The organism is Streptomyces sp. NPDC059989 (assembly GCF_042736975.1).
In the GTDB taxonomy this organism is placed as follows: domain Bacteria; phylum Actinomycetota; class Actinomycetes; order Streptomycetales; family Streptomycetaceae; genus Streptomyces.
This window is the reverse complement of sequence record NZ_JBHWUO010000009.1, coordinates 130,431-147,851: the sequence shown is the minus strand read 5'-3', so window position 1 is coordinate 147,851 and position 17,421 is coordinate 130,431. Positions and strand designations below refer to the sequence as shown.

General features: G+C 73.8%; 17 protein-coding genes. 14 read left to right on the top strand and 3 right to left on the bottom strand.

Annotated elements, in window-relative coordinates; translation table 11 throughout:
* Positions 1-127: 127 nt before the first annotated feature.
* Positions 128-1,498: a (2,3-dihydroxybenzoyl)adenylate synthase gene (locus ACFWBN_RS10835; protein WP_385173865.1), complete on the top strand. Its 1,371-nt coding sequence runs from the start codon at positions 128-130 to the stop codon at positions 1,496-1,498.
* Between the two features lie 21 nt (positions 1,499-1,519).
* On the opposite strand, the gene ACFWBN_RS10830 is transcribed toward ACFWBN_RS10835, so the two are convergent.
* The gene (locus tag ACFWBN_RS10830) at positions 1,520-2,074 is read right to left on the bottom strand and encodes a YbaK/EbsC family protein (RefSeq protein ID WP_385173861.1); all 555 of its coding nucleotides are present in this window, start codon (positions 2,072-2,074) and stop codon (positions 1,520-1,522) included.
* 78 nt (positions 2,075-2,152) lie between these two features.
* Complete coding sequence (locus tag ACFWBN_RS10825; protein ID WP_385173858.1) at positions 2,153-3,076, bottom strand: LysR substrate-binding domain-containing protein; 924 nt, start codon at positions 3,074-3,076, stop codon at positions 2,153-2,155.
* A gap of 72 nt (positions 3,077-3,148) precedes the next feature.
* Here ACFWBN_RS10825 and ACFWBN_RS10820 point away from each other — a divergent pair, with 72 nt between their 5' ends.
* From ACFWBN_RS10820 to ACFWBN_RS10810, 3 genes are all read left to right on the top strand, one after another.
* Positions 3,149-4,675 (top strand): aminotransferase class I/II-fold pyridoxal phosphate-dependent enzyme, encoded by a 1,527-nt coding sequence (locus tag ACFWBN_RS10820; protein ID WP_385173855.1) that lies wholly within the window; start codon positions 3,149-3,151, stop codon positions 4,673-4,675.
* 43 nt (positions 4,676-4,718) lie between these two features.
* A complete protein-coding gene (locus tag ACFWBN_RS10815; RefSeq protein WP_385173852.1) occupies positions 4,719-5,135 on the top strand; it encodes a DUF6153 family protein in 417 nt (138 codons plus the stop codon).
* An 80-nt stretch (positions 5,136-5,215) separates the two neighbouring features.
* The gene (locus ACFWBN_RS10810) at positions 5,216-5,884 is read left to right on the top strand and encodes a DUF305 domain-containing protein (protein ID WP_385173849.1); all 669 of its coding nucleotides are present in this window, start codon (positions 5,216-5,218) and stop codon (positions 5,882-5,884) included.
* 41 nt (positions 5,885-5,925) lie between these two features.
* On the opposite strand, the gene ACFWBN_RS10805 is transcribed toward ACFWBN_RS10810, so the two are convergent.
* Complete coding sequence (locus ACFWBN_RS10805; RefSeq protein WP_385173846.1) at positions 5,926-6,204, bottom strand: hypothetical protein; 279 nt, start codon at positions 6,202-6,204, stop codon at positions 5,926-5,928.
* 220 nt (positions 6,205-6,424) lie between these two features.
* Between ACFWBN_RS10805 and ACFWBN_RS10800 the strand changes: the two genes are divergently transcribed.
* The 10 genes from ACFWBN_RS10800 (at position 6,425) to ACFWBN_RS10755 (ending at position 17,421) form a co-directional block, all read left to right on the top strand.
* Complete coding sequence (locus ACFWBN_RS10800; protein ID WP_385173843.1) at positions 6,425-6,799, top strand: hypothetical protein; 375 nt, start codon at positions 6,425-6,427, stop codon at positions 6,797-6,799.
* 176 nt (positions 6,800-6,975) lie between these two features.
* Positions 6,976-7,428, top strand: coding sequence for a hypothetical protein (locus tag ACFWBN_RS10795; RefSeq protein WP_385173840.1), 453 nt, complete (start codon positions 6,976-6,978; stop codon positions 7,426-7,428).
* A gap of 75 nt (positions 7,429-7,503) precedes the next feature.
* Positions 7,504-8,616: a PLP-dependent cysteine synthase family protein gene (locus ACFWBN_RS10790; protein WP_385173837.1), complete on the top strand. Its 1,113-nt coding sequence runs from the start codon at positions 7,504-7,506 to the stop codon at positions 8,614-8,616.
* A complete protein-coding gene (locus ACFWBN_RS10785) occupies positions 8,613-9,902 on the top strand; it encodes an MDR family MFS transporter (RefSeq protein ID WP_385173834.1) in 1,290 nt (429 codons plus the stop codon). The genes ACFWBN_RS10790 and ACFWBN_RS10785 overlap by 4 nt, the downstream gene beginning before the upstream one ends.
* Positions 9,903-10,089: 187 nt before the next feature.
* Positions 10,090-12,354 (top strand): PQQ-binding-like beta-propeller repeat protein, encoded by a 2,265-nt coding sequence (locus tag ACFWBN_RS10780; RefSeq protein WP_385173832.1) that lies wholly within the window; start codon positions 10,090-10,092, stop codon positions 12,352-12,354.
* Between the two features lie 2 nt (positions 12,355-12,356).
* Entirely contained in the window at positions 12,357-14,756 is a 2,400-nt protein-coding gene (locus ACFWBN_RS10775; protein WP_385173829.1) for a protein kinase, read from the top strand.
* A gap of 283 nt (positions 14,757-15,039) precedes the next feature.
* Positions 15,040-16,287 (top strand): methyltransferase domain-containing protein, encoded by a 1,248-nt coding sequence (locus ACFWBN_RS10770; protein WP_385173827.1) that lies wholly within the window; start codon positions 15,040-15,042, stop codon positions 16,285-16,287.
* Positions 16,288-16,351: 64 nt separating this feature from the next.
* On the top strand, positions 16,352-16,525 hold the full coding sequence (locus ACFWBN_RS10765; RefSeq protein WP_385173824.1) for a CsbD family protein: 174 nt from the start codon (positions 16,352-16,354) through the stop codon (positions 16,523-16,525).
* 218 nt (positions 16,526-16,743) lie between these two features.
* Positions 16,744-16,977, top strand: a complete 234-nt coding sequence (locus ACFWBN_RS10760; protein ID WP_385173821.1) for a hypothetical protein — start codon at positions 16,744-16,746, stop codon at positions 16,975-16,977.
* Between the two features lie 75 nt (positions 16,978-17,052).
* Entirely contained in the window at positions 17,053-17,421 is a 369-nt protein-coding gene (locus ACFWBN_RS10755; protein WP_385173819.1) for a low affinity iron permease family protein, read from the top strand.

Sequence of the window (17,421 nt, the reverse complement as noted above, 5' to 3'; positions counted from 1 at the left end):
GGTTCGGAACGTACATGGCGTGTGCGGGTGTTGCCGGATTGGATTGCCAAGATCAGGACGGCGGGGAGGACGCCATCGTACGGACCGGCCCCCGACCGGTACAGACAGAAGGAAGCGAAGGGCATCCATGCTCGACGGCTGCACACCCTGGCCCGAGGAGTTCGTCGACCGCTACTGGGCGGCCGGGCACTGGCGCGGCTACACGCTGGACAACCTCCTGCGCGGCTGGGCCCTGCAGTACGGTCCGCGAACCGCGCTCGTGCACGGCGACACCCGCTTCACGTACGCGAACCTGAACCGGCGAGTGGACCGCATGGCCGCCGGATTCCGGCTGCGCGGCCTCCGGCCCGGGCAGCGGGTCGTCGTCCAGCTGCCGAGCGTCCCCGAGTTCGTCATCACGGTGTTCGCGCTGATGCGCACCGGCGCGGTCCCCGTGTTCTGCCCGCTCTCGCACCGCGCGCCCGAGGTGTCCCACCTCGTGCGGGTCACCCAGGCCGTCGGCTACGTCGGCCCCTCGACGTACGAGGGCTTCGACCACACGGCGATGACCGCGGACATCGCGGCCGAAGGCCCGTTCCTGCGGCGGGTGTTCACCCTTGAGGCGCCGGGCGCCGCGTCCCCGTACGGCGGCGGCATGACGACCGACCCGTCGGGCTGCCAGTACAGCCCGCTGGGCTCCATCGACGCCGCGCCCGAGCAGGCGCTCGCGCAGAGCGCCGACCAGGTGGCGTTCTTCCTGCTCTCCGGCGCCGGCCCGGGGGCGCCCCGGCTCGTTCCGCGCACCCACAACGACTACGCCTACCAGGCGCGGGCCGCCGCCGAGCTGGTGTCGCTCACCGAGAACGACGTGTATCTCGCCGCGCTGCCCGCCGAGTCCCACTTCGCCTTCGGCTGCCCCGGCATCGTCGGCACCCTCTCCGTCGGCGGCACCGTCGTCCTGGTCGAGAACCCGGAACCCGCCGCATGCCTCGCGGCCATCGGACGGGAGCGGGTCACCGTCACATCGCTCATGCCCGCCGTCGCGCGGCTCTGGCTCGACGTACTACCCACGGTGCAGGCCGACTTGAGCAGTCTGCGTCTCGTGCAGATCGGCGGCGGCGCGTCACCCTCGGACCGGGCGACCACGGAACGGATCGGCGCCGAATGGGGCTGTCGCCCGCAGCAGGTCTTCGGCAGGGCCGAGGGGCCGCTCACGCTCACCCGGCCCGCCGATCCGGACGAGACCGTGCTCGGCACGCAGGGCCGCCCGCTCTCGCCCGACGATGAGATCCGCCTCGTCGACGCCGACGGCAAGGACGTGCCCGACGGGGAGCCCGGCGAACTCCTCGCCCGCGGTCCGTACACCGTGCGGGGCTACTACCGGGCGCCCGACCACAACGCACGCTCCTTCACCACCGACGGCTACTTCCGCACCGGTGACCTCGCGCGGCGCACCCCGGAAGGCAACCTGGTGGTGACCGGCCGCCTCAAGGACGTCCCGGGGCCGGCCGACGACTGAGAACGCCTTCCTGAGCGTCCTTCAGAGGGCGAGGCCGTCGACCAGTTCGGCGCCGGGCAGCTCGGCGAACAGCTTGCCGGGCGCGATGATCTTGCCGCGCCGGCGGCCGCTGCCGACGAGGACGTACGGCATGTCCGCGACCGCGGGGTCCACGAGCAGCGGCCAGTCGGCCGGGAGGCCCACGGGGGTGATGCCGCCGTACTCCATGCCGGTCAGCTCCACGGCCGTGGCCATCGGGGCGAAGGACACCTTGCGGGCGCCGAGGTGGCGGCGGACGGCGCCGTTCACGTCGACCCGGCCCGCCGAGGGCACCAGACAGGCCGCGAGGCTGGTCTCGCCGCCTCGCTTGGCGGCCACGACCACGCAGTTGGCCGACTGGTCCAGCAGTTCCTGCCCGTGGTGCGCGACGAAGGCGGCGGTGTCGGCGATCTCCGGGTCGGTGTCGACGTAGAGGATCTGCTCGGCGGGGATCGCGCCCCGCCAGGCGCGGACCGCTTCGGCCACCGGCCGGACGAGTTCGGCAAGGCAGTCGGGGGCGGGCCTGGCGAGGTCGAAGGGACCGATGGGAGCACGCATACCCGCACGGTAACAGGGCCCGCACACCTGCCGGTTCCGCCGTCTCATCAGGTGGTCCGGACACCCCGGCCGCCCAGGTCAGGCGTCCGCGAGCGCCCAGCGGTCCGTGATCAGCGCGGCCTGTTCCTGGAGCGCCGAGACCAGTTCCCGGGCGCTGCGGGCCGCGGTGGAGCGCAGGACGACGACACTGATCTCCCGCGTGAGGTCGGGGCCTTCGAGGCGGCGGAGGACCAGGTCGGGGTGGGGTGCGCCGAGGGCGAGCCGCGGCACCAGGGCGATGCCCGCGCCGGCGGCCACCAGGCCCTGGACGACCGCGTAGTCGTCGGTGCGCATGGCGTGGACGGGCTCGAAGCCCTGCTGGGCACAGGCCCAGGACAGGACCCGGTCGCACGGGTCGTGGGGGTCGGCGGCCCCCACCCATTCGGTGTCGCGCAGCGCGGTGAGCGGGACTCGCTCCAGGGCCGCGCACGGGTGGTCCCTCGGCATCACCAGGAGGAGCGGATCGACCAGGAGGGGGTGGAGCTCGAACTCCTCGTCCAGGTCGAGCCGGTCCCCGGGCTGCGAGAAGACGAGCGCGGTCTGGAGCACGCGGGCCCTCAATCCGCGCAGGAGCAGAGGGAGTTCGCCCTCGGTGAGGGAGATGTGGACGCCCTGCTGGTGGAGGCGTTTGACGGCGGGGGCGAGCAGGAGGGCGCCGGCGGTCGGGAAGGTGCCGATGTGGAGGGTGCGCATGCCGCGCTCGGCGAGGCCGCGTACCTCCAGCTCGGCGTGGCGGAGCCGTTCGAGGACGGCCTCGGCGTGCGGCAGCAGGGCTTCGCCGAGCTCGGTGAGGGTGGCGCCGCGCGGTCCGCGCCGGACGAGGCGGGCGTCGAAGTGGGTCTCCAGGGCGGCCAGGTGGTGGGTGATCGTCGGCTGCGTGTAGTGCAGCGCCCGGGCGGCCGCGGCGAGCGAACCCTCCTGGGCGATGGACCGGAGCACCTGGAGGTGCCGCATCTCAAGCATATAGACAGAGTATGGAGGGCCATCGAAAAATCCAGCATTCCTCTATGACTGTGCCGCTGTCACGCTCCCGGTGTGAACACGCGAACCACCCCACTCCCCGGCCGCCCGCCGGCCCCGGACCAGCTCCGCGCCCCGTACGCCGAGGCCCTCCTCGCCCACGCGGGACGGGACTGGCTGCGGCTGAACGTCCCCGGCCACGCGGCCGCCCCGGGCTCGGGCCTCTCCGCCTCCTTCGGTCCGCGGGTGACGGCCCTGGACTTCCCGCCGCTGCTCGACGGCCTCGACCTCGGCGCGCGCACCCCGCTGGACGAGGCGCTGGAGCTGGCCGCCCGAGCCTGGGGCGCCCGGCGCACCTGGTTCCTGACCAACGGCGCCTCCCAGGGCAACCAGATCGCCTCGATGGTCGCCCCCGCCCTGGGCCGCACGCTGGTCGTGCAGCGCAGTGTGCATTCGAGCGTCGTCGACGGGCTGGTGCTCTCCGGCCTGAACGCCGTGTTCGTCCAGCCCTCCGTCGACCCCGGGCAGGGCATCGCCCACGGGGTCACCGCGGCGGAGGTACGGGCGGCCCTGGAGCGGACCCCGGACGCCGCGGCCGTGTACGTCGTCTCGCCGAGCTACTTCGGGGCCGTGGCCGACGTACGCGCGCTCGCCGACGCCGCGCACGCCGCAGGAGTGCCGCTGATCGTCGACGAGGCGTGGGGATCGCACTTCGGTTTCCACCCCGCGCTGCCCGACGGGGCGCTGGCCCTCGGCGCGGACCTGGTGACCTCCAGCACCCACAAGCTCGCCGGCAGCCTGACCCAGTCGGCCATGCTGCACCTGGCCGAGGGGCCCTTCGCGGACCGGCTCGAACCCCTCGTGGACCGGGCCTTCCGGCTGGTGCAGTCGACCAGCGCGAGCGCCCTGCTCACCGCCTCGCTGGACCTCGCGCGGCAGGCCCTCGTCGCGGGCGCCGACCGGATCACCGGCTCGGTGGAGGCGGCGGACAAGATACGGGGAGTCGTGCGGGCGCTGGGCCGGTTCGGGGTGGTCAGCGACGGCTTCCACCGGTTCCCCGACATCACGGCCGCCGATCCGCTGCGCATCGCGATCGACACCCGCGCCGGCGGGATCACCGGGCACGAGGCGCGGCGGCTGCTCTTCCGGGACCACCAGGTCATGGTCGAAGTCGCCACGGACGCCGCGATCGTGGCGGTGGTGGGCGCCGGGGCCGCGCCGGACTCCGATCGCTTCCTGGAGGCGCTGCACTGCCTGCCCGCTCCCCTGAGCGACTCCGGCTCCGGCCTCGCCGAAGGGGTGCCGCCGCGCCTGCCGCCGCCGGGGCCCGCACGCCTCACGGCCCGCGAGGCCTTCCTCGGCCCGGCCCGGGTGGTGCCCGCCGAGGAGGCCGTCGGCATGGTCTCAGCCGACACCCTGGCCGCGTACCCGCCCGGTATCCCCAACGTGCTGCCGGGCGAGGTCATCACCGCCGAGGCCGTCGAGTTCCTCCGCCGTACCGCGGCAGCCCCCGGCGGGCACGTACGGGGAGCCCTCGACCCGGACGTCTCCCGCTTCCGGGTCGTCGAATCCGGCCACCCCCGGGGTGAGTCCGCGGTGTGACCCGCTCGCGCAGGTCCGAGAGGGTCCGCTTACGATGCGGGGTATGAGTCGGCAGGTGAAGCGAGCGGTGAGGCCCTTCGGGCTGCGCTCCGGCCTGCTGCTCGTCCTGACCGTACTGTTCGGCCTCGTCGCCATGCACGGCCTGGGCCCGGGGAGTCTGCCCGCGGCCGCACACACCACGGCCGGCGCGCACCACGGCGCCGAGGTCGCGGCGGTGCACGACGGCTGCGTCCATGCCGGTGATCCGGCGGGCGGCGGAAGCGGCGGCGGTCATGCCGAGCACGCCGACGCGACCTGTGCGGCCGCCGGCACCGCGGGTTCTCCCGTCCTGCCCGTACCGGCCGTACTGCCCGGCACGGTCACCACTCCGACGGCGGCAGGGCACGGGCTCGTTCCCGACGTGGCCTGCGGCGGACGCGCTCCCCCGTCACTGAGCGAACTGCAGCTCCTGCGCATATAGGGCGGCCCCTTCCCCTCGGCCAACGCCCTCTTTCGGCACGCCCCGCGTGCGCGTGCCCTCACACCAGGAGCAGCACCAGCATGACCGCCAAGCGTTCCCTCGTCCGCCGCGCCACCGCCGTGGCCGCGGCCACCACCGCCGCCCTCGTCCTCGCCGCCTGCGGCGGCAACGACACCGGCGACAGCGGATCGGCCCACAGCGGGGGCCACGACGCCCCCGTCTCGTCCTCCGCCCCCTCGCCTTCCGCCTCCGCCTCCGCCCCTGCCTCGCAGCAGGGCGGACGCAACGCGGCCGACGTCGCCTTCGCCCAGGGGATGATCCCCCACCACCGGCAGGCCGTGGAGATGGCCGCGCTCGCCGCGACGCGTGCCGAATCGGCCGAGGTCAAGGCGCTCGCCGATGAGATCAAGAAGGCCCAGGACCCGGAGATCAAGACCCTGTCCGGCTGGCTGACCGCCTGGGGCGAGCCGCTCCCCGCCGAAGGCGGCGGGCACGGGGGTCACGGCGGGAACGGCACGTCCGGGATGATGACGGCCGAGGAGATGGGCAGCCTGGAGAAGGCGTCCGGCAAGGCCTTCGACACGGCCTTCCTCCGGCTCATGATCAAGCACCACGAGGGCGCCGTCGCCATGGCCAAGACCGAGCAGTCCGGCGGCGCGTACCCGCAGGCCAAGGAGATGGCCGGCGCCATCATCACCTCCCAGAGCGCCGAGATCGCCCGTATGAACACGCTCCTCGGCAAGAGCTGACCGCCCCCGGCCCGAGGGGACCCACCCCTCGGGCCGGCACCTCAGTACGGGCGCGGCGACATGATGTGGGGCTCGGCCCCCGGCGCCTCCAGGAGACAGCGCGGCAGTCCGGGGCCGGGCGTCGCGCGTACGGAGACCGGTATCGGCGGATCCGTCGGCAGCTCCACCTGCACCGTCACGGGATGGTCGTCGCGCGTCGTGGCGTACCCGGTCTCCTTGCCGTCGACGAGGATCTCCACGACGGCGGTGTGGCCGGTCTGGACGGTGGCACTGACGGAGTGCCCGGCGTGATCGATGTGGAAGTGATGGCGTCGTCTCATCGGTGCCGCCTCCCTCTGCCCAGTTCCAGCGTAGCCACGGCCCGCGCGCGGGGCCTGCCCACCGGCGGGGGTGGACCTCGTACGGCGTCCGCCCTCCGGGGAAGGCGAACGAAGCCGGCATCGTAGGTTTCTCCAAGGGGCCTGTCGCGCCCGTGAGTTGTTCGACCCTACTTTGCGCAAGCGGCCCCGACTCCTCCGCAAGACCTCGTACGATCACGGCATGGTCACAGCTTGGTCGCGCTCCGACTGCCGGTCGGCCCGCCCGTCCGCGGGTCGGCTGGTCGTCCTCGCGCTGGCCTTGCTGCTCCTGGGCTTCCTGTGCCCGCACGGCAGCGAGCCGGGAAGCCCCACCTCCGCCTCCCCGGTGGTCGCCGGCGACCCCGTCGGCGAAGACCACCACGAGCCCTCGCACGACTGTGCGCCGCTCTCGCCGCAGGCGGCGGCAGCGCTCGGCGCGGCCGCGCCGCGCACCGCTCCCGCCCTCCGCGCGGAGGCGCTTCCTCCGGGCCACTCCCCCGCGCTCACCGGGGAGCGGCGGCGGCCGGCCTGTCCACCCCCCGCGCACCCGGCAGTGCGAGCAGTCCTCCAGGTGTAGGCCGCGGTTCCGACGACACTCGACGCGCTGCGGGATTTGCCCATAACAGGGCGATATGTTCAGAACCCTTCAGGGTCTGACACTCCGACACCCGCGACCGCGCGCAGCCGACGAGAACCGCCGACGACACTTCCGGCCCCACCGGGGCGCGGCAGTGACTGTTGTACGGAGGAACTGTGCCTCGCCACCACCCCGCGCCCTGGCCGCGCGCCCTGCTCGCCTGCCTGCTGAGCGGACTGCTGCTCGCAGTGGTCCACTGCTCCTCCTACCTCTCCGACGACACGCACGGCCACGTCTCCCTCGGCGCGACCGGGTCCGGGTCCGGGCTCGCGTCCGCCTCGGCTTCCGCCCCCGCCCCCGCCCCCGCCTCGGCCTCTCCCGACCATCGGCACGCACCCGAGCGCCCCCGTCACGACCACGGCGCCGCGTGCACCTTCCCCGGGCTGGCCGCGCAGGCCGCCCAGGCCGAGTCCCCGCAACCGGCGGGCCCCGCCCACTCCCCGCTTGCCGCCCCGGCTCCCGGGCAGCCGACGGCGCAAGCACCGGCCGCGGCCCCCGGCTCCCGAAGAACCCCCATAGCCCGCCCGGGCCGCACCACGCTCACCAGCGTCTGTCGGTGGCGCATCTAGGCCGCTCGTCCCGCAGCCGTTCCCCACGGCTCCCGAACGAGTACCCGATGCGTATCACCGAACGAAAGCGCAGTCATGCATTCCTCGATCACCGACACGTCTTCCGCCGCGCGCTCAGCCCTGTCCGGGCTCGTCGGCAACACCCCGCTGCTGCGGATCTCCGAGCCCCTCACCCCGGCCGGCCGCGGCTTCTGGGCCAAGCTGGAGGGCTTCAACCCCGGCGGCATCAAGGACCGCCCCGGCCTGCACATGGTCGAACGCGCCCGCGCCCGCGGCGACCTCAAGGCGGGCGGGCGCATCATCGAGTCCACCAGCGGGACCCTCGGGCTCGGCCTCGCCCTCGCCGGCATGGTGTACGGCCACCCGGTCACCCTCGTGACCGACCCCGGCCTGGAGACCTCCATGACCCGGCTGCTCACCGCCTACGGAGCCCAGGTCAACGTCGTTTCCGAGCCGCACCCGACCGGCGGCTGGCAGCAGGCCCGCCGCGACCGGGTCACCCAACTGCTGGCGCAGCACCCGGACTCCTGGTGCCCCGACCAGTACAACAATCCCGACAACACCACGGCCTACACCCCGCTGGCCCTCGAACTCGCCGCCGCGCTCGAGCACATCGACGTCCTGGTGTGCAGCGTGGGCACCGGCGGCCACTCCGCGGGCATCTCCCGCGCGCTCCGCCGGCTCTATCCCGACCTGAAGCTGGTCGGCGTGGACACCATCGGCTCGACGATCTTCGGGCAGCCCGCCCGGCCCCGGCTGATGCGCGGGCTCGGATCCAGCATCTACCCCCGCAACGTCGCCTACGAGAACTTCGACGAGGTGCACTGGGTCTCCCCGGCGGAAGCCGTCTGGACCTGCCGCCGGCTGGCCGGCTCCCACTACGCGACCGGCGGATGGAGCGTCGGCGCGGTCGCGCTGGTCGCGGGCTGGACTGCTCGCACGCTGCCCGAGGACACCCGTATCGCGGCGGTCTTCCCGGACGGCCCTCAGCGCTACCTCGGCACCGTCTACGACGACGACTACTGCGCCGCCCACGGGCTGCTCGACGCCCCGCCGGCGCCCGAACCGGACCTCATCGGCCGCCTGAACGAGAAGGAGGTCACCCGCTGGACGCGCTGCACGACGGTGGTCGACCCGCTCACCCTCAGCGCCGAGGGGTCCGAGAAGTCCGAGGAGCAGGCACTGTGAAGGGGACCCTCGCGCAGTTCCGCAGCCACGAGCCCAGCGTCCGGCTGCTGATGGTGAACCAGTTCACCATCAACCTCGGCTTCTACATGCTCATGCCCTACCTGGCCACCCACCTGGCGGGCCCGCTCGGACTCGCCGGCTGGCTGGTCGGGCTGATCCTGGGCGTCCGCAACTTCAGCCAGCAGGGCATGTTCCTGATCGGCGGCACCCTGGCCGACCGGCTCGGCTACAAGCCGATGATCATCGCGGGACTCGTGCTGCGGACCGTCGGCTTCGCGGTCCTGGGGCTCGTGGAGTCCGTACCCGCCCTGCTCGCGGCCTCCGCCGCGACGGGGCTGGCCGGGGCCCTGTTCAACCCCGCATCCCGCGCCTACCTCGCCGCCGACGCGGGAGAGCGCAGGGTGGAGGCGTTCGCCCTGTTCAACGTCTTCTACCAGGCCGGCATCCTGCTCGGCCCGCTGGTGGGGATGGTGCTCACCGGCGTCGACTTCAGCGTGACCTGCCTGGTGGCGTCGGGGATCTTCGCCGTGCTGAGCCTCGTACAGATCCGCGCCCTGCCCGCGCGCCGGGCGGCGGACGGGAAGAGCTCGGAGGGCGTCCTCGCCCAGTGGCGCGGGATCCTCGCCAACCGCCCGTTCCTGCTCTTCTCCGTGGCCATGATCGGCTCGTACGTCATGTCCTTCCAGGTCTACCTCGCCCTCCCGCTGGAGGTCCGGCGGCTGGGCGGGGAAGGCCGGTTCGGCACGGCCGCGGTGGCGGTGCTGTTCGCCGTCTCCGGGCTGAGCACGGTCCTCTTCCAGACGAGGGTGACCGCCTGGTTCAAGGCCCGGACGGAGCCGGGCCGGGCCCTGGTGTGGGGGCTGCTGACCATGGGGGTGGCGTTCGTGCCCCTGCTCCTGGCCTCGGCCGTGCCGGTGCCGGGCGGCGGGGTGGGGCTGTGGCTGCTGGCCTCCGTACCGCCCGCGCTGTCCGCCCTGTTGCTGGCGCTCGGCACGATGATCGCGTACCCCTTCGAGATGGACACGATCGTCCGGCTGGCCGGCGACCGGCTCGTGGCCACCCACTACGGGCTGTACAACACCGTCTGCGGGGTCGGCATCACCGTCGGCAACCTGCTCACGGGCGTGGCGCTGGACGCGGCGCGCGACGCCGGGATGTCCGCGCTGCCGTGGGCGGCGCTGTCCGCGCTCGGCCTCGTGTGCGGCGGCGCACTGTACGGACTGCACCGCAGCGGCCGCCTCGCACCACCCGCGACGCGGTCCCGGTCCGCACCCGTGACCGTCTGATCCCGTAGCGCGCGTCTGACAGCCCGCTCCCCGAGCAGTGCGAGTGGGCTGTCAGCGCGTGCGGGCATCGTCCCGCCGCCTGCTCGGGGCACACATTGGCGCCCATTTCACCCCGGTACCGGGGAACGATCTACCCAGGGGGTCGTCGGCAACTAGCCTGTGGGGCCCACGGGAGGGGATGGGACACATGGAACGACTGGGTGCCGCCGATCCGTTACGGATCGGGCCGTACGCCCTGGCCGGACGGCTGGGCGCGGGCGGCATGGGGGAGGTGTACCTCGGCCGGTCGGCCGGCGGCCGGACGGTGGCGGTGAAGGTCGTAAGGCCCGACCTGGCGCGGGACACGGCCTTCCGGGACCGGTTCCGGCGGGAGGTCGCGGCGGCGCGGCGGGTGTCGGGGGCGTTCACGGCCCCCGTGGTGGACGCCGACACGGACGCCGAAGTTCCGTGGATGGCGACCTCGTTCGTCGCCGGCCTCTCGCTGCACTCGGCGGTCGCCGCCCACGGCCCGCTGCCCGAGGACGCGTTGCGGATGCTGACGGCGGGCCTCGCGGAGGCCCTGGTCTCGGTGCACGGAGCCGAGGTGATCCACCGGGACCTGAAGCCCGCGAACGTCCTCCTGGCCCTGGACGGGCCGCACGTCATCGACTTCGGCATCGCCCGCGCCACCGACGGGACGGCGCTCACCTCCACCGGGTCGGTGATCGGCTCGGCGCCCTACATGTCGCCGGAGCAGGCGCTGGGGCAGCATCTCACCGCGGCGAGCGACCTGTTCTCCCTCGGCTCCACGGTCGCCTTCGCCGCGAGCGGCGCGAGCCCCTTCGGGGACGGCGCGGGGGCCGCCGTCCTGTTCCGGGTGGTGCACACCGAACCGGACCTGAGCGCCCTCCCCGCGAGCCTGCGGCACCTGATCGAGCGGTGCCTGGCCAAGGACCCGGGTGAACGGCCCGCCCCGCGCGAGGTGATCGCGTACGTCGAGCAGGGCGAGCGCCCCCGCCCCTCGGCCGGCTGGCTCCCCGAGCCGGTGGCGGCGGACGTCCTCGCCCTGCGGGCGGTGCTCACGGCGTTGCCCGGACCGGACCCCTCGAACGCGCCCACCGCCGCCCTCGCACCCCCCGCGCCGACCCTGCCGCTCACCGGCCCGACGCAGGTCCTCCCCGGCGGCTCCGCGACGGCGCCGGACCAGGCTCGGCCGGGCCGCGGCCCGACCCGCCGCAAGCTGCTCCTCGGCCTGGCCGGCGGGACCCTCGCCGTCGTGGGCGGCGGGACGGTGTGGGCGCTGAACCGGGACACCTCCAAGGGAGCCGGCGGCACGCCGCGCCCCTCGGGGAACGACGTCCCGGAGGCCAAGCTGGCCTGGCAGGTGCGCCAGCCCGCCGGCAGCACCCAGGTGCTCTCCGCGAACGGGATCGTCGCGTGCGTGTCCCTGCGCCAGGTCTGGGGGGTCGACGACCAGGGCCACACCAAGTGGACGGTGAACAGCGACGACCACGGCCTCGCCTTCTCGGTCACGGGACCCAATCCGAGGAACGTCGCCGCCGTGGACGGCGGCCGCCTCCACGTGGGCGGGACCACCGGCGTGCAGATGTCCGACCCGAAGGCCCCTCCCCGGACCGCCGTCCTCGGCATGGGCATGGCCGACGGCAAGGACCCCTGGAAGGCCACGCTGAACGAGGCGGGCGGCATGGGGGTGTCCGGCTTCTGCGGCATCCGCGACGGCCGCGCCCACCTGATCTCCCTCACCTACCAGGAAGGAACCGCGTCCGGGGGATTCGGCGTGTGGGCGCTCGACCTCGCCTCCCGCGGCACCGCCTGGTACCACACCGCGGAGACGCTGCCCGTCTTCTGGGCCCTGCCGCACACCGGCGGCGGCGCCCTGTACGCCGGTACGGACAAGCTGATCGCGCTCGACGCGAAGGGCGCCGTCGCCTGGTCGAAGGGGTTCAAGCCCTTCACGGTCGCCGCCGCGGGGCGGTACTTCGTCCTCGTCGACGGCGAGGGCACGATGTCCGCCCTGGAACCCGCGACGGGCCGGCAGGCGTGGCAGGCCGCGGGTGCCGTCGGCGCGTCCGCCCGGGGCGACGGCATCGCCACCGACGAACAGGGCAGCGTCCTGTACGCGCTGTGGCGGGACAAGGACGGCGGCTTCTCGCTGGCCGCTCTGGACTCCGCGACCGGCAAGACCAAGTGGAAGACGCCGGTCCCGGCCGACGCCAAGGGCTCGGCCCAGCTGGGCGCCCGGCTGCTGTACGCCGACGGAAACGTGTACCGGATGGGGGCGGACTGCGTGCTGTGGGCCTTCGACGCCTCGAACGGCAAGTTCCGCTGGAAGTTCACCGGCTGGAAGGGGACCAACCCCGTGAACCTCGCCTGGAGCGCCGGCGACGGCCGGCTCGCCCTGTCGAACCCGAGCACGACGACGGTCGCCGCCCTGCACGCGAACGGAGCCTGAGGATGCAGTCGTCCCAGCCGCAGGAGTCACTGGAAGGGCTGGAGCCCTCCGACCCGACCCGGATCGGCCCGTACGCGCTGCTCGGCCGCCTGGGTTCCGGGGGCATGGGCGCGGTGTTCCTCGGGCGTTCGGCCGGCGGCCGGACGGTCGCCGTCAAACTCGTACGGCCCGAGCTGGCCGCCGACGCGGGTTTCCGGGCCCGGTTCCGCGCCGAGGTGACGGCCGCGCGGGCCGTCTCCGGGGCCTTCACCGCCCCGGTCGTCGACGCGGACCCCGACGGCCCGGTGCCGTGGATGGCGACGGCATTCGTACCGGGCGTCTCCCTGGGGCGGGCGGTGGCGATCGGCGGCCCGCTGCCGGAGTCGGCGCTGGGCGCGCTCGCCGCCGGGATCGCCGAGGCCCTGGAGTCCATCCACGCGGCGGGCCTGACCCACCGGGACCTCAAGCCGGGCAACGTCCTGCTGGCCCTGGACGGCCCGCACGTCATCGACTTCGGGATCGCGCGGGCCACCGACGGCACGGCCCTGACCGCCACGGGGATGATCCTCGGGACTCCGGCGTACATGTCCCCGGAGCAGGCCACGGCCGCCCCGGTCGGCCCGGCGAGCGACGTGTTCTCGCTGGGGGCGACCCTCGCCTTCGCCGCGCGCGGCTCGGGGGTGTTCGACGGCGGGCGGCCCGTGGACGTCCTCAAGCGGGTGGTACGGGAGGAGCCGGACCTCTCGGCGGTCCCGGACTCCTTGCGGCTCCTGGTCTCCGCGTGCCTGGCGAAGGAGCCCGCCGACCGGCCCACCCCGCGGCAGGTCGTCGAGTACGTCGAGCGGATGGCCGCCCCGCGCGTCGCGGGGGCCTGGCTGCCTCCCGCCCTGATCACCGCGATCGAGGAGGCCGCGGCGGTGATGGCCCCCGCGGTGACCGCGTCCGCTCCCCCGCCGGCGGCGTTCGCTCCGGCCGTGCCCGTCCCGCCGACTCCCCCGCCCGCGTACGCGCCGCACACCGGAGCCCAGCCCGCGGACCAGCCCGTCCCGACGAGCCCGCCGAGCGGTCCCAGCCGTCGCCGCCTGCTGCTCGGGGTCGCCGGCGGCACGGTGGCGCTGGCGGGCGGCGGTACGGGGCTCGGGCTGTGGCTGGCGCGGGGCGGATCGGGCAAGCCCACCGACGCCAAGTCATCCGCGCACGCCCTCACCGACCCGCAGCGCCCGCTCGGCACCGACGTCACCGCGACCCCGCTCTGGACGGCGCCGGTCTCCGAACCCCTCGTACAGATCACGGGCGAGGGCGAGACGGTGCTCGCGCTGAGCTCCAAGAACGTCTGGGCCATCGGCCGGACCGGCCTACCGGTCTGGGGCCCGCTGCCCAAACCGGCCGACCCGTTGTACGGAAGCCTCGTGGGCCAGGTCGTCGCCGTCAGCGGCGGCGTCGCCTACACCGTCGTACCCAGCGGCTCGGCCTCGACCTCGACCGACCGCACCCTGCGGGCCATCCGCGTCGACACCGGCGCCGACGCGTGGACCCTGCCCCTGCCGCAGCGGACGGCGGTCAACGTGTCGGTGCTCGGCGTGCTGGGCGGGCGGATCTACATCACCGGCATGACGAGCACGGTCACCATCAACCCCTCCGCGAGCGATCCGAAGGACAAGTTCCAGTCCCGCGGCGGGCCCTTCGTCTGGGCCGTGGACCCGGCCCAGCGGAAGGTCACCTGGGCGGTGAACATCACGGACCCGGACACCCAGTACAGCCAGGGCACGCTGTTCCTGCCGTCCACCGGCGCCCACCTGATGTGGGTGAGCGCCAACACCGACGGCAGCGCCGCCAAGATCGCGGGCATCCAGGTCGGCGGCCAGGGCAAGAGCGCCTGGGAGCAGCCCGCGCCCGGTGCCGGAGGAAGCATGCTCGACGCCATCGCGCAGGGCTCCCGCGGCCCCTGGAACGACGGCCCGCACTCCTCGGCCGGCGGCTTCTTCCTCCACGTCACCGACGCCGTGTACGCCATCGACCCGGCCAACGGCCAAGTCGCCTGGCACTCCCCCAAGTTCCCCTTCAAGGCGGTGGTGGCGAGCCCCGACGGCAAGACCGTCTACGCCGCCGGCCGCGGCACCGGACTCGCCATCAGCGTCTCCGCCTTCGACGCGGCCACCGGCGACGTGCGCTGGGCGGGCTCGATCGAGGGGCTGACCATCGGCGGGCTCGGCCTCCAGAGCGCCGACGACACCGTCTACCTGGCTTCGGGCGGCCGGATGTGGGCCTTGAACGCCCAAGACGGCAAGGCCCGTTGGTCGTACGAGCTGAACGGGACCGTGACGTACAGCCAGATCCCCTTCTGGGCGGGCGGCGGGCGGGTGTACGGCATGGGTGCGAAGGGTCTGGTGGCCATCAGCGCTACGGGTACGACGACGTCCTGAACCCCGGCGCGCGGCAGTGGCCGCGCAACTTCGCCGGAGTCGGCGACTGCAAGGTCGAGGCGATTTTTAAGATCGCATATGCGGCTCAGTCTGGCGCCTTGCCCTCTTGAATGATTCACTGTGTTCAGGTCGGTTCACCGACCGCGGCCACCCGCCCCGGGACTGCTTGACGGCTCTCGCCGTCCCGGCGGGCGTGGTGAAGGAAGCCCCTGCGCGCCGATCGCGGTGTTCGGCGAGCAGGGGCTCCGTCGCATGCAGAACTCGCCCGGTAAGGAGTGGCCCGGTGGCAGTCGTCATCCTCCAGCACACACCGGGGGCACGCCCCCACGCCCTCGGCGCCGCCGTGCAGGCCGCCGGGCTCGACCTGCGCGCCTACCGGGCGTGGACGGGCGACCTGCCCGACGACCTCGCCGGCGTCGACGCACTGGTAGTGACGGGCGGCCCGCAGCCGGCCCGCTCCGCCGCGGACCCCACCGCCCACCGCGCCGAACTCACCCTGCTGCGCGGCGCACTGGCCGCGGAGGTACCCGTACTCGGGCTGTGCCAGGGCGCACACCTGCTGGCCGTGGCGGCCGGCGGCGCCGCCCGCTCCCCGTCGCGTACGGGGAACAACTGGGGGCCGCTGGGGCTCACCCCGGCAGCGGGCTCCGATCCGCTCTTCGCCACCGCGCCGGAACGGCCGCAGGTGCTGCACCCGGACGGCGACTCCCTGCAACTGCCCGCGCGGGCCGTGGTCCTGGCCTCCGACGATCGCCACCCCGTACAGGCGTTCCGCATCGGCGCCAGCGCCTGGGGCCTGCGGTTCCCCCTCGAAGCCGAACCCGGGGCCACAACCGCCGACGAGCGGGCACACACCGCGCCCGCCGCCCCGGATCCGTGGCAGGAACGCGTCCTGGCCCGCTTCGCCGCACTGGTGGCCGCCCGTGCCGAACACACCGCCACCCGTACCTTCTTCACCCAGCGGGCCGGCGCGTGGGAGGACCGCTTCGCCTACCAGACCCCGGCCTACGAGGCCGCGGTCGCCCGCATGGAACTGCAGCACGGCCAGACCGCGATGGACCTGGGCTGCGGCACCGGGCGGGCCATGCCCGCCCTGCGGGCACAGGTCGGCAGCCAGGGCACCGTCCTCGGCATCGACGTCACCCACGCCATGCTCACCGCGGCCGCCCGCATCGGCCGCACCGACTGCGGGCAGCTGCTCCTCGCCGACTGCACCCGCCTCCCCCTCCCCCCGGCATCCGTCCACGGCATCTTCGCCGCAGGCCTCCTCGACCACCTTCCCCACCCGCACACGGCCTTGCGCGAATGGGCGCGCGTCGGCTCAGCCGACGCCACCCTCCTCCTCTTCCACCCGTCGGGCCGTGCCGAGCGGGCCGCCCGCCACGGCCGCCCCCTCAGCCCCGACGACCCGCTCGCCGAACCGAACCTCCGACCGATGCTGCACACCACGGGCTGGCAGCTGGCCGCCTACGAGGACGCCGAGCAGCACTTCCTCGCCCGCGCCGTCCGCGCACCGCTCCCGCACGCATAGTCCTCGGCGTCCTGGGCAGCCGCCGTTCATCGGGGGTCGCGCGTGACAGTCCGGAGGAGGACTCATGAGCAAGTCCAAGGCGAAGGCGAAGCAGATCAAGGGAAAGATCAAGGAAACCGCCGGAGACGCGATGGACGACAAGCGCATGGAGGCCGAAGGGGCCGCTGAGCGTCTGACCGGCAAGGCGCAGGAATCGGCCGAGAAGGCAGCGGACCGCCTGAAGAGGTCCAAGAGCTGACCACGCGGCCTCACACACCGACACCCCGGAGCGGTCGCCCGCAGCGACCGCCCCGGGGTGTGTGTGCGTGCGGGCGCCGCGGACACGGGGCGAAGCGTCAAACCCCCCGCAGCCACTTTTCCCCCTGATGGCCTACCCCGACTAGCCCTTTGGGACGGACGGCCCTCTCATGGACTCGGGGCCGGTCCCAGCCCGCTCACTCGCAGAAAGGCCCGCCCATGTACGAGATGCGCGCCGAGTCCACCGGCGACCGATGCGAACTCATCTGGCACGTCGTGGCCAAGGACACGACGGCCGGCACCCTCTGCGGAGGCAGCCTCGCACCGTATGTGCCCACGGCCGAGCCCGGGGCCGCAGCGGCAACCGAACGATACTGCGACCCCTGCATGACCGCCTTCGGAACGGTTCTGCGGACATCGAACCCGGCGAGCGGCCGCAAGGAACCCGCGTAGCCGCAGGTCACGGCATCCGGCCGAGGTCGCACCCAGGGTGTGTGTGGGGCGGCCCGCCACGGGTAGGCGCCCGTCATGGCCTTCCGACACCCGGCGGACAGCGGGGACCGGGGGCAGTCCGGCCGCTTCGCGAAGCTCGCCGAGCTCGCCTCCAATTTCACGAGCTCCGCCGCCTTCTCCGTGCTGTGCGTGGCCCTGGTGGCGGGCTTCGTGGTCGTGCACCTCCTGCACCTGTCCAACGAGTGGCAGCACCTCGTCGGCGATTCGATCGGCGCGGTGTCCTTGCTGCTGCTGGCCTTGCTGAAGAACTCCGAGCGGCGCGCCGAGCACGCCATCCAGCGCAAGCTCGACGCCATCGCCGCGGCCCTCCTGGAGCAGCAGGAGGGCAAGCAGGGCGACGCCCACGAGGACCTGGAGTCCGCCATCCGGATGGAGGAGCTGTAG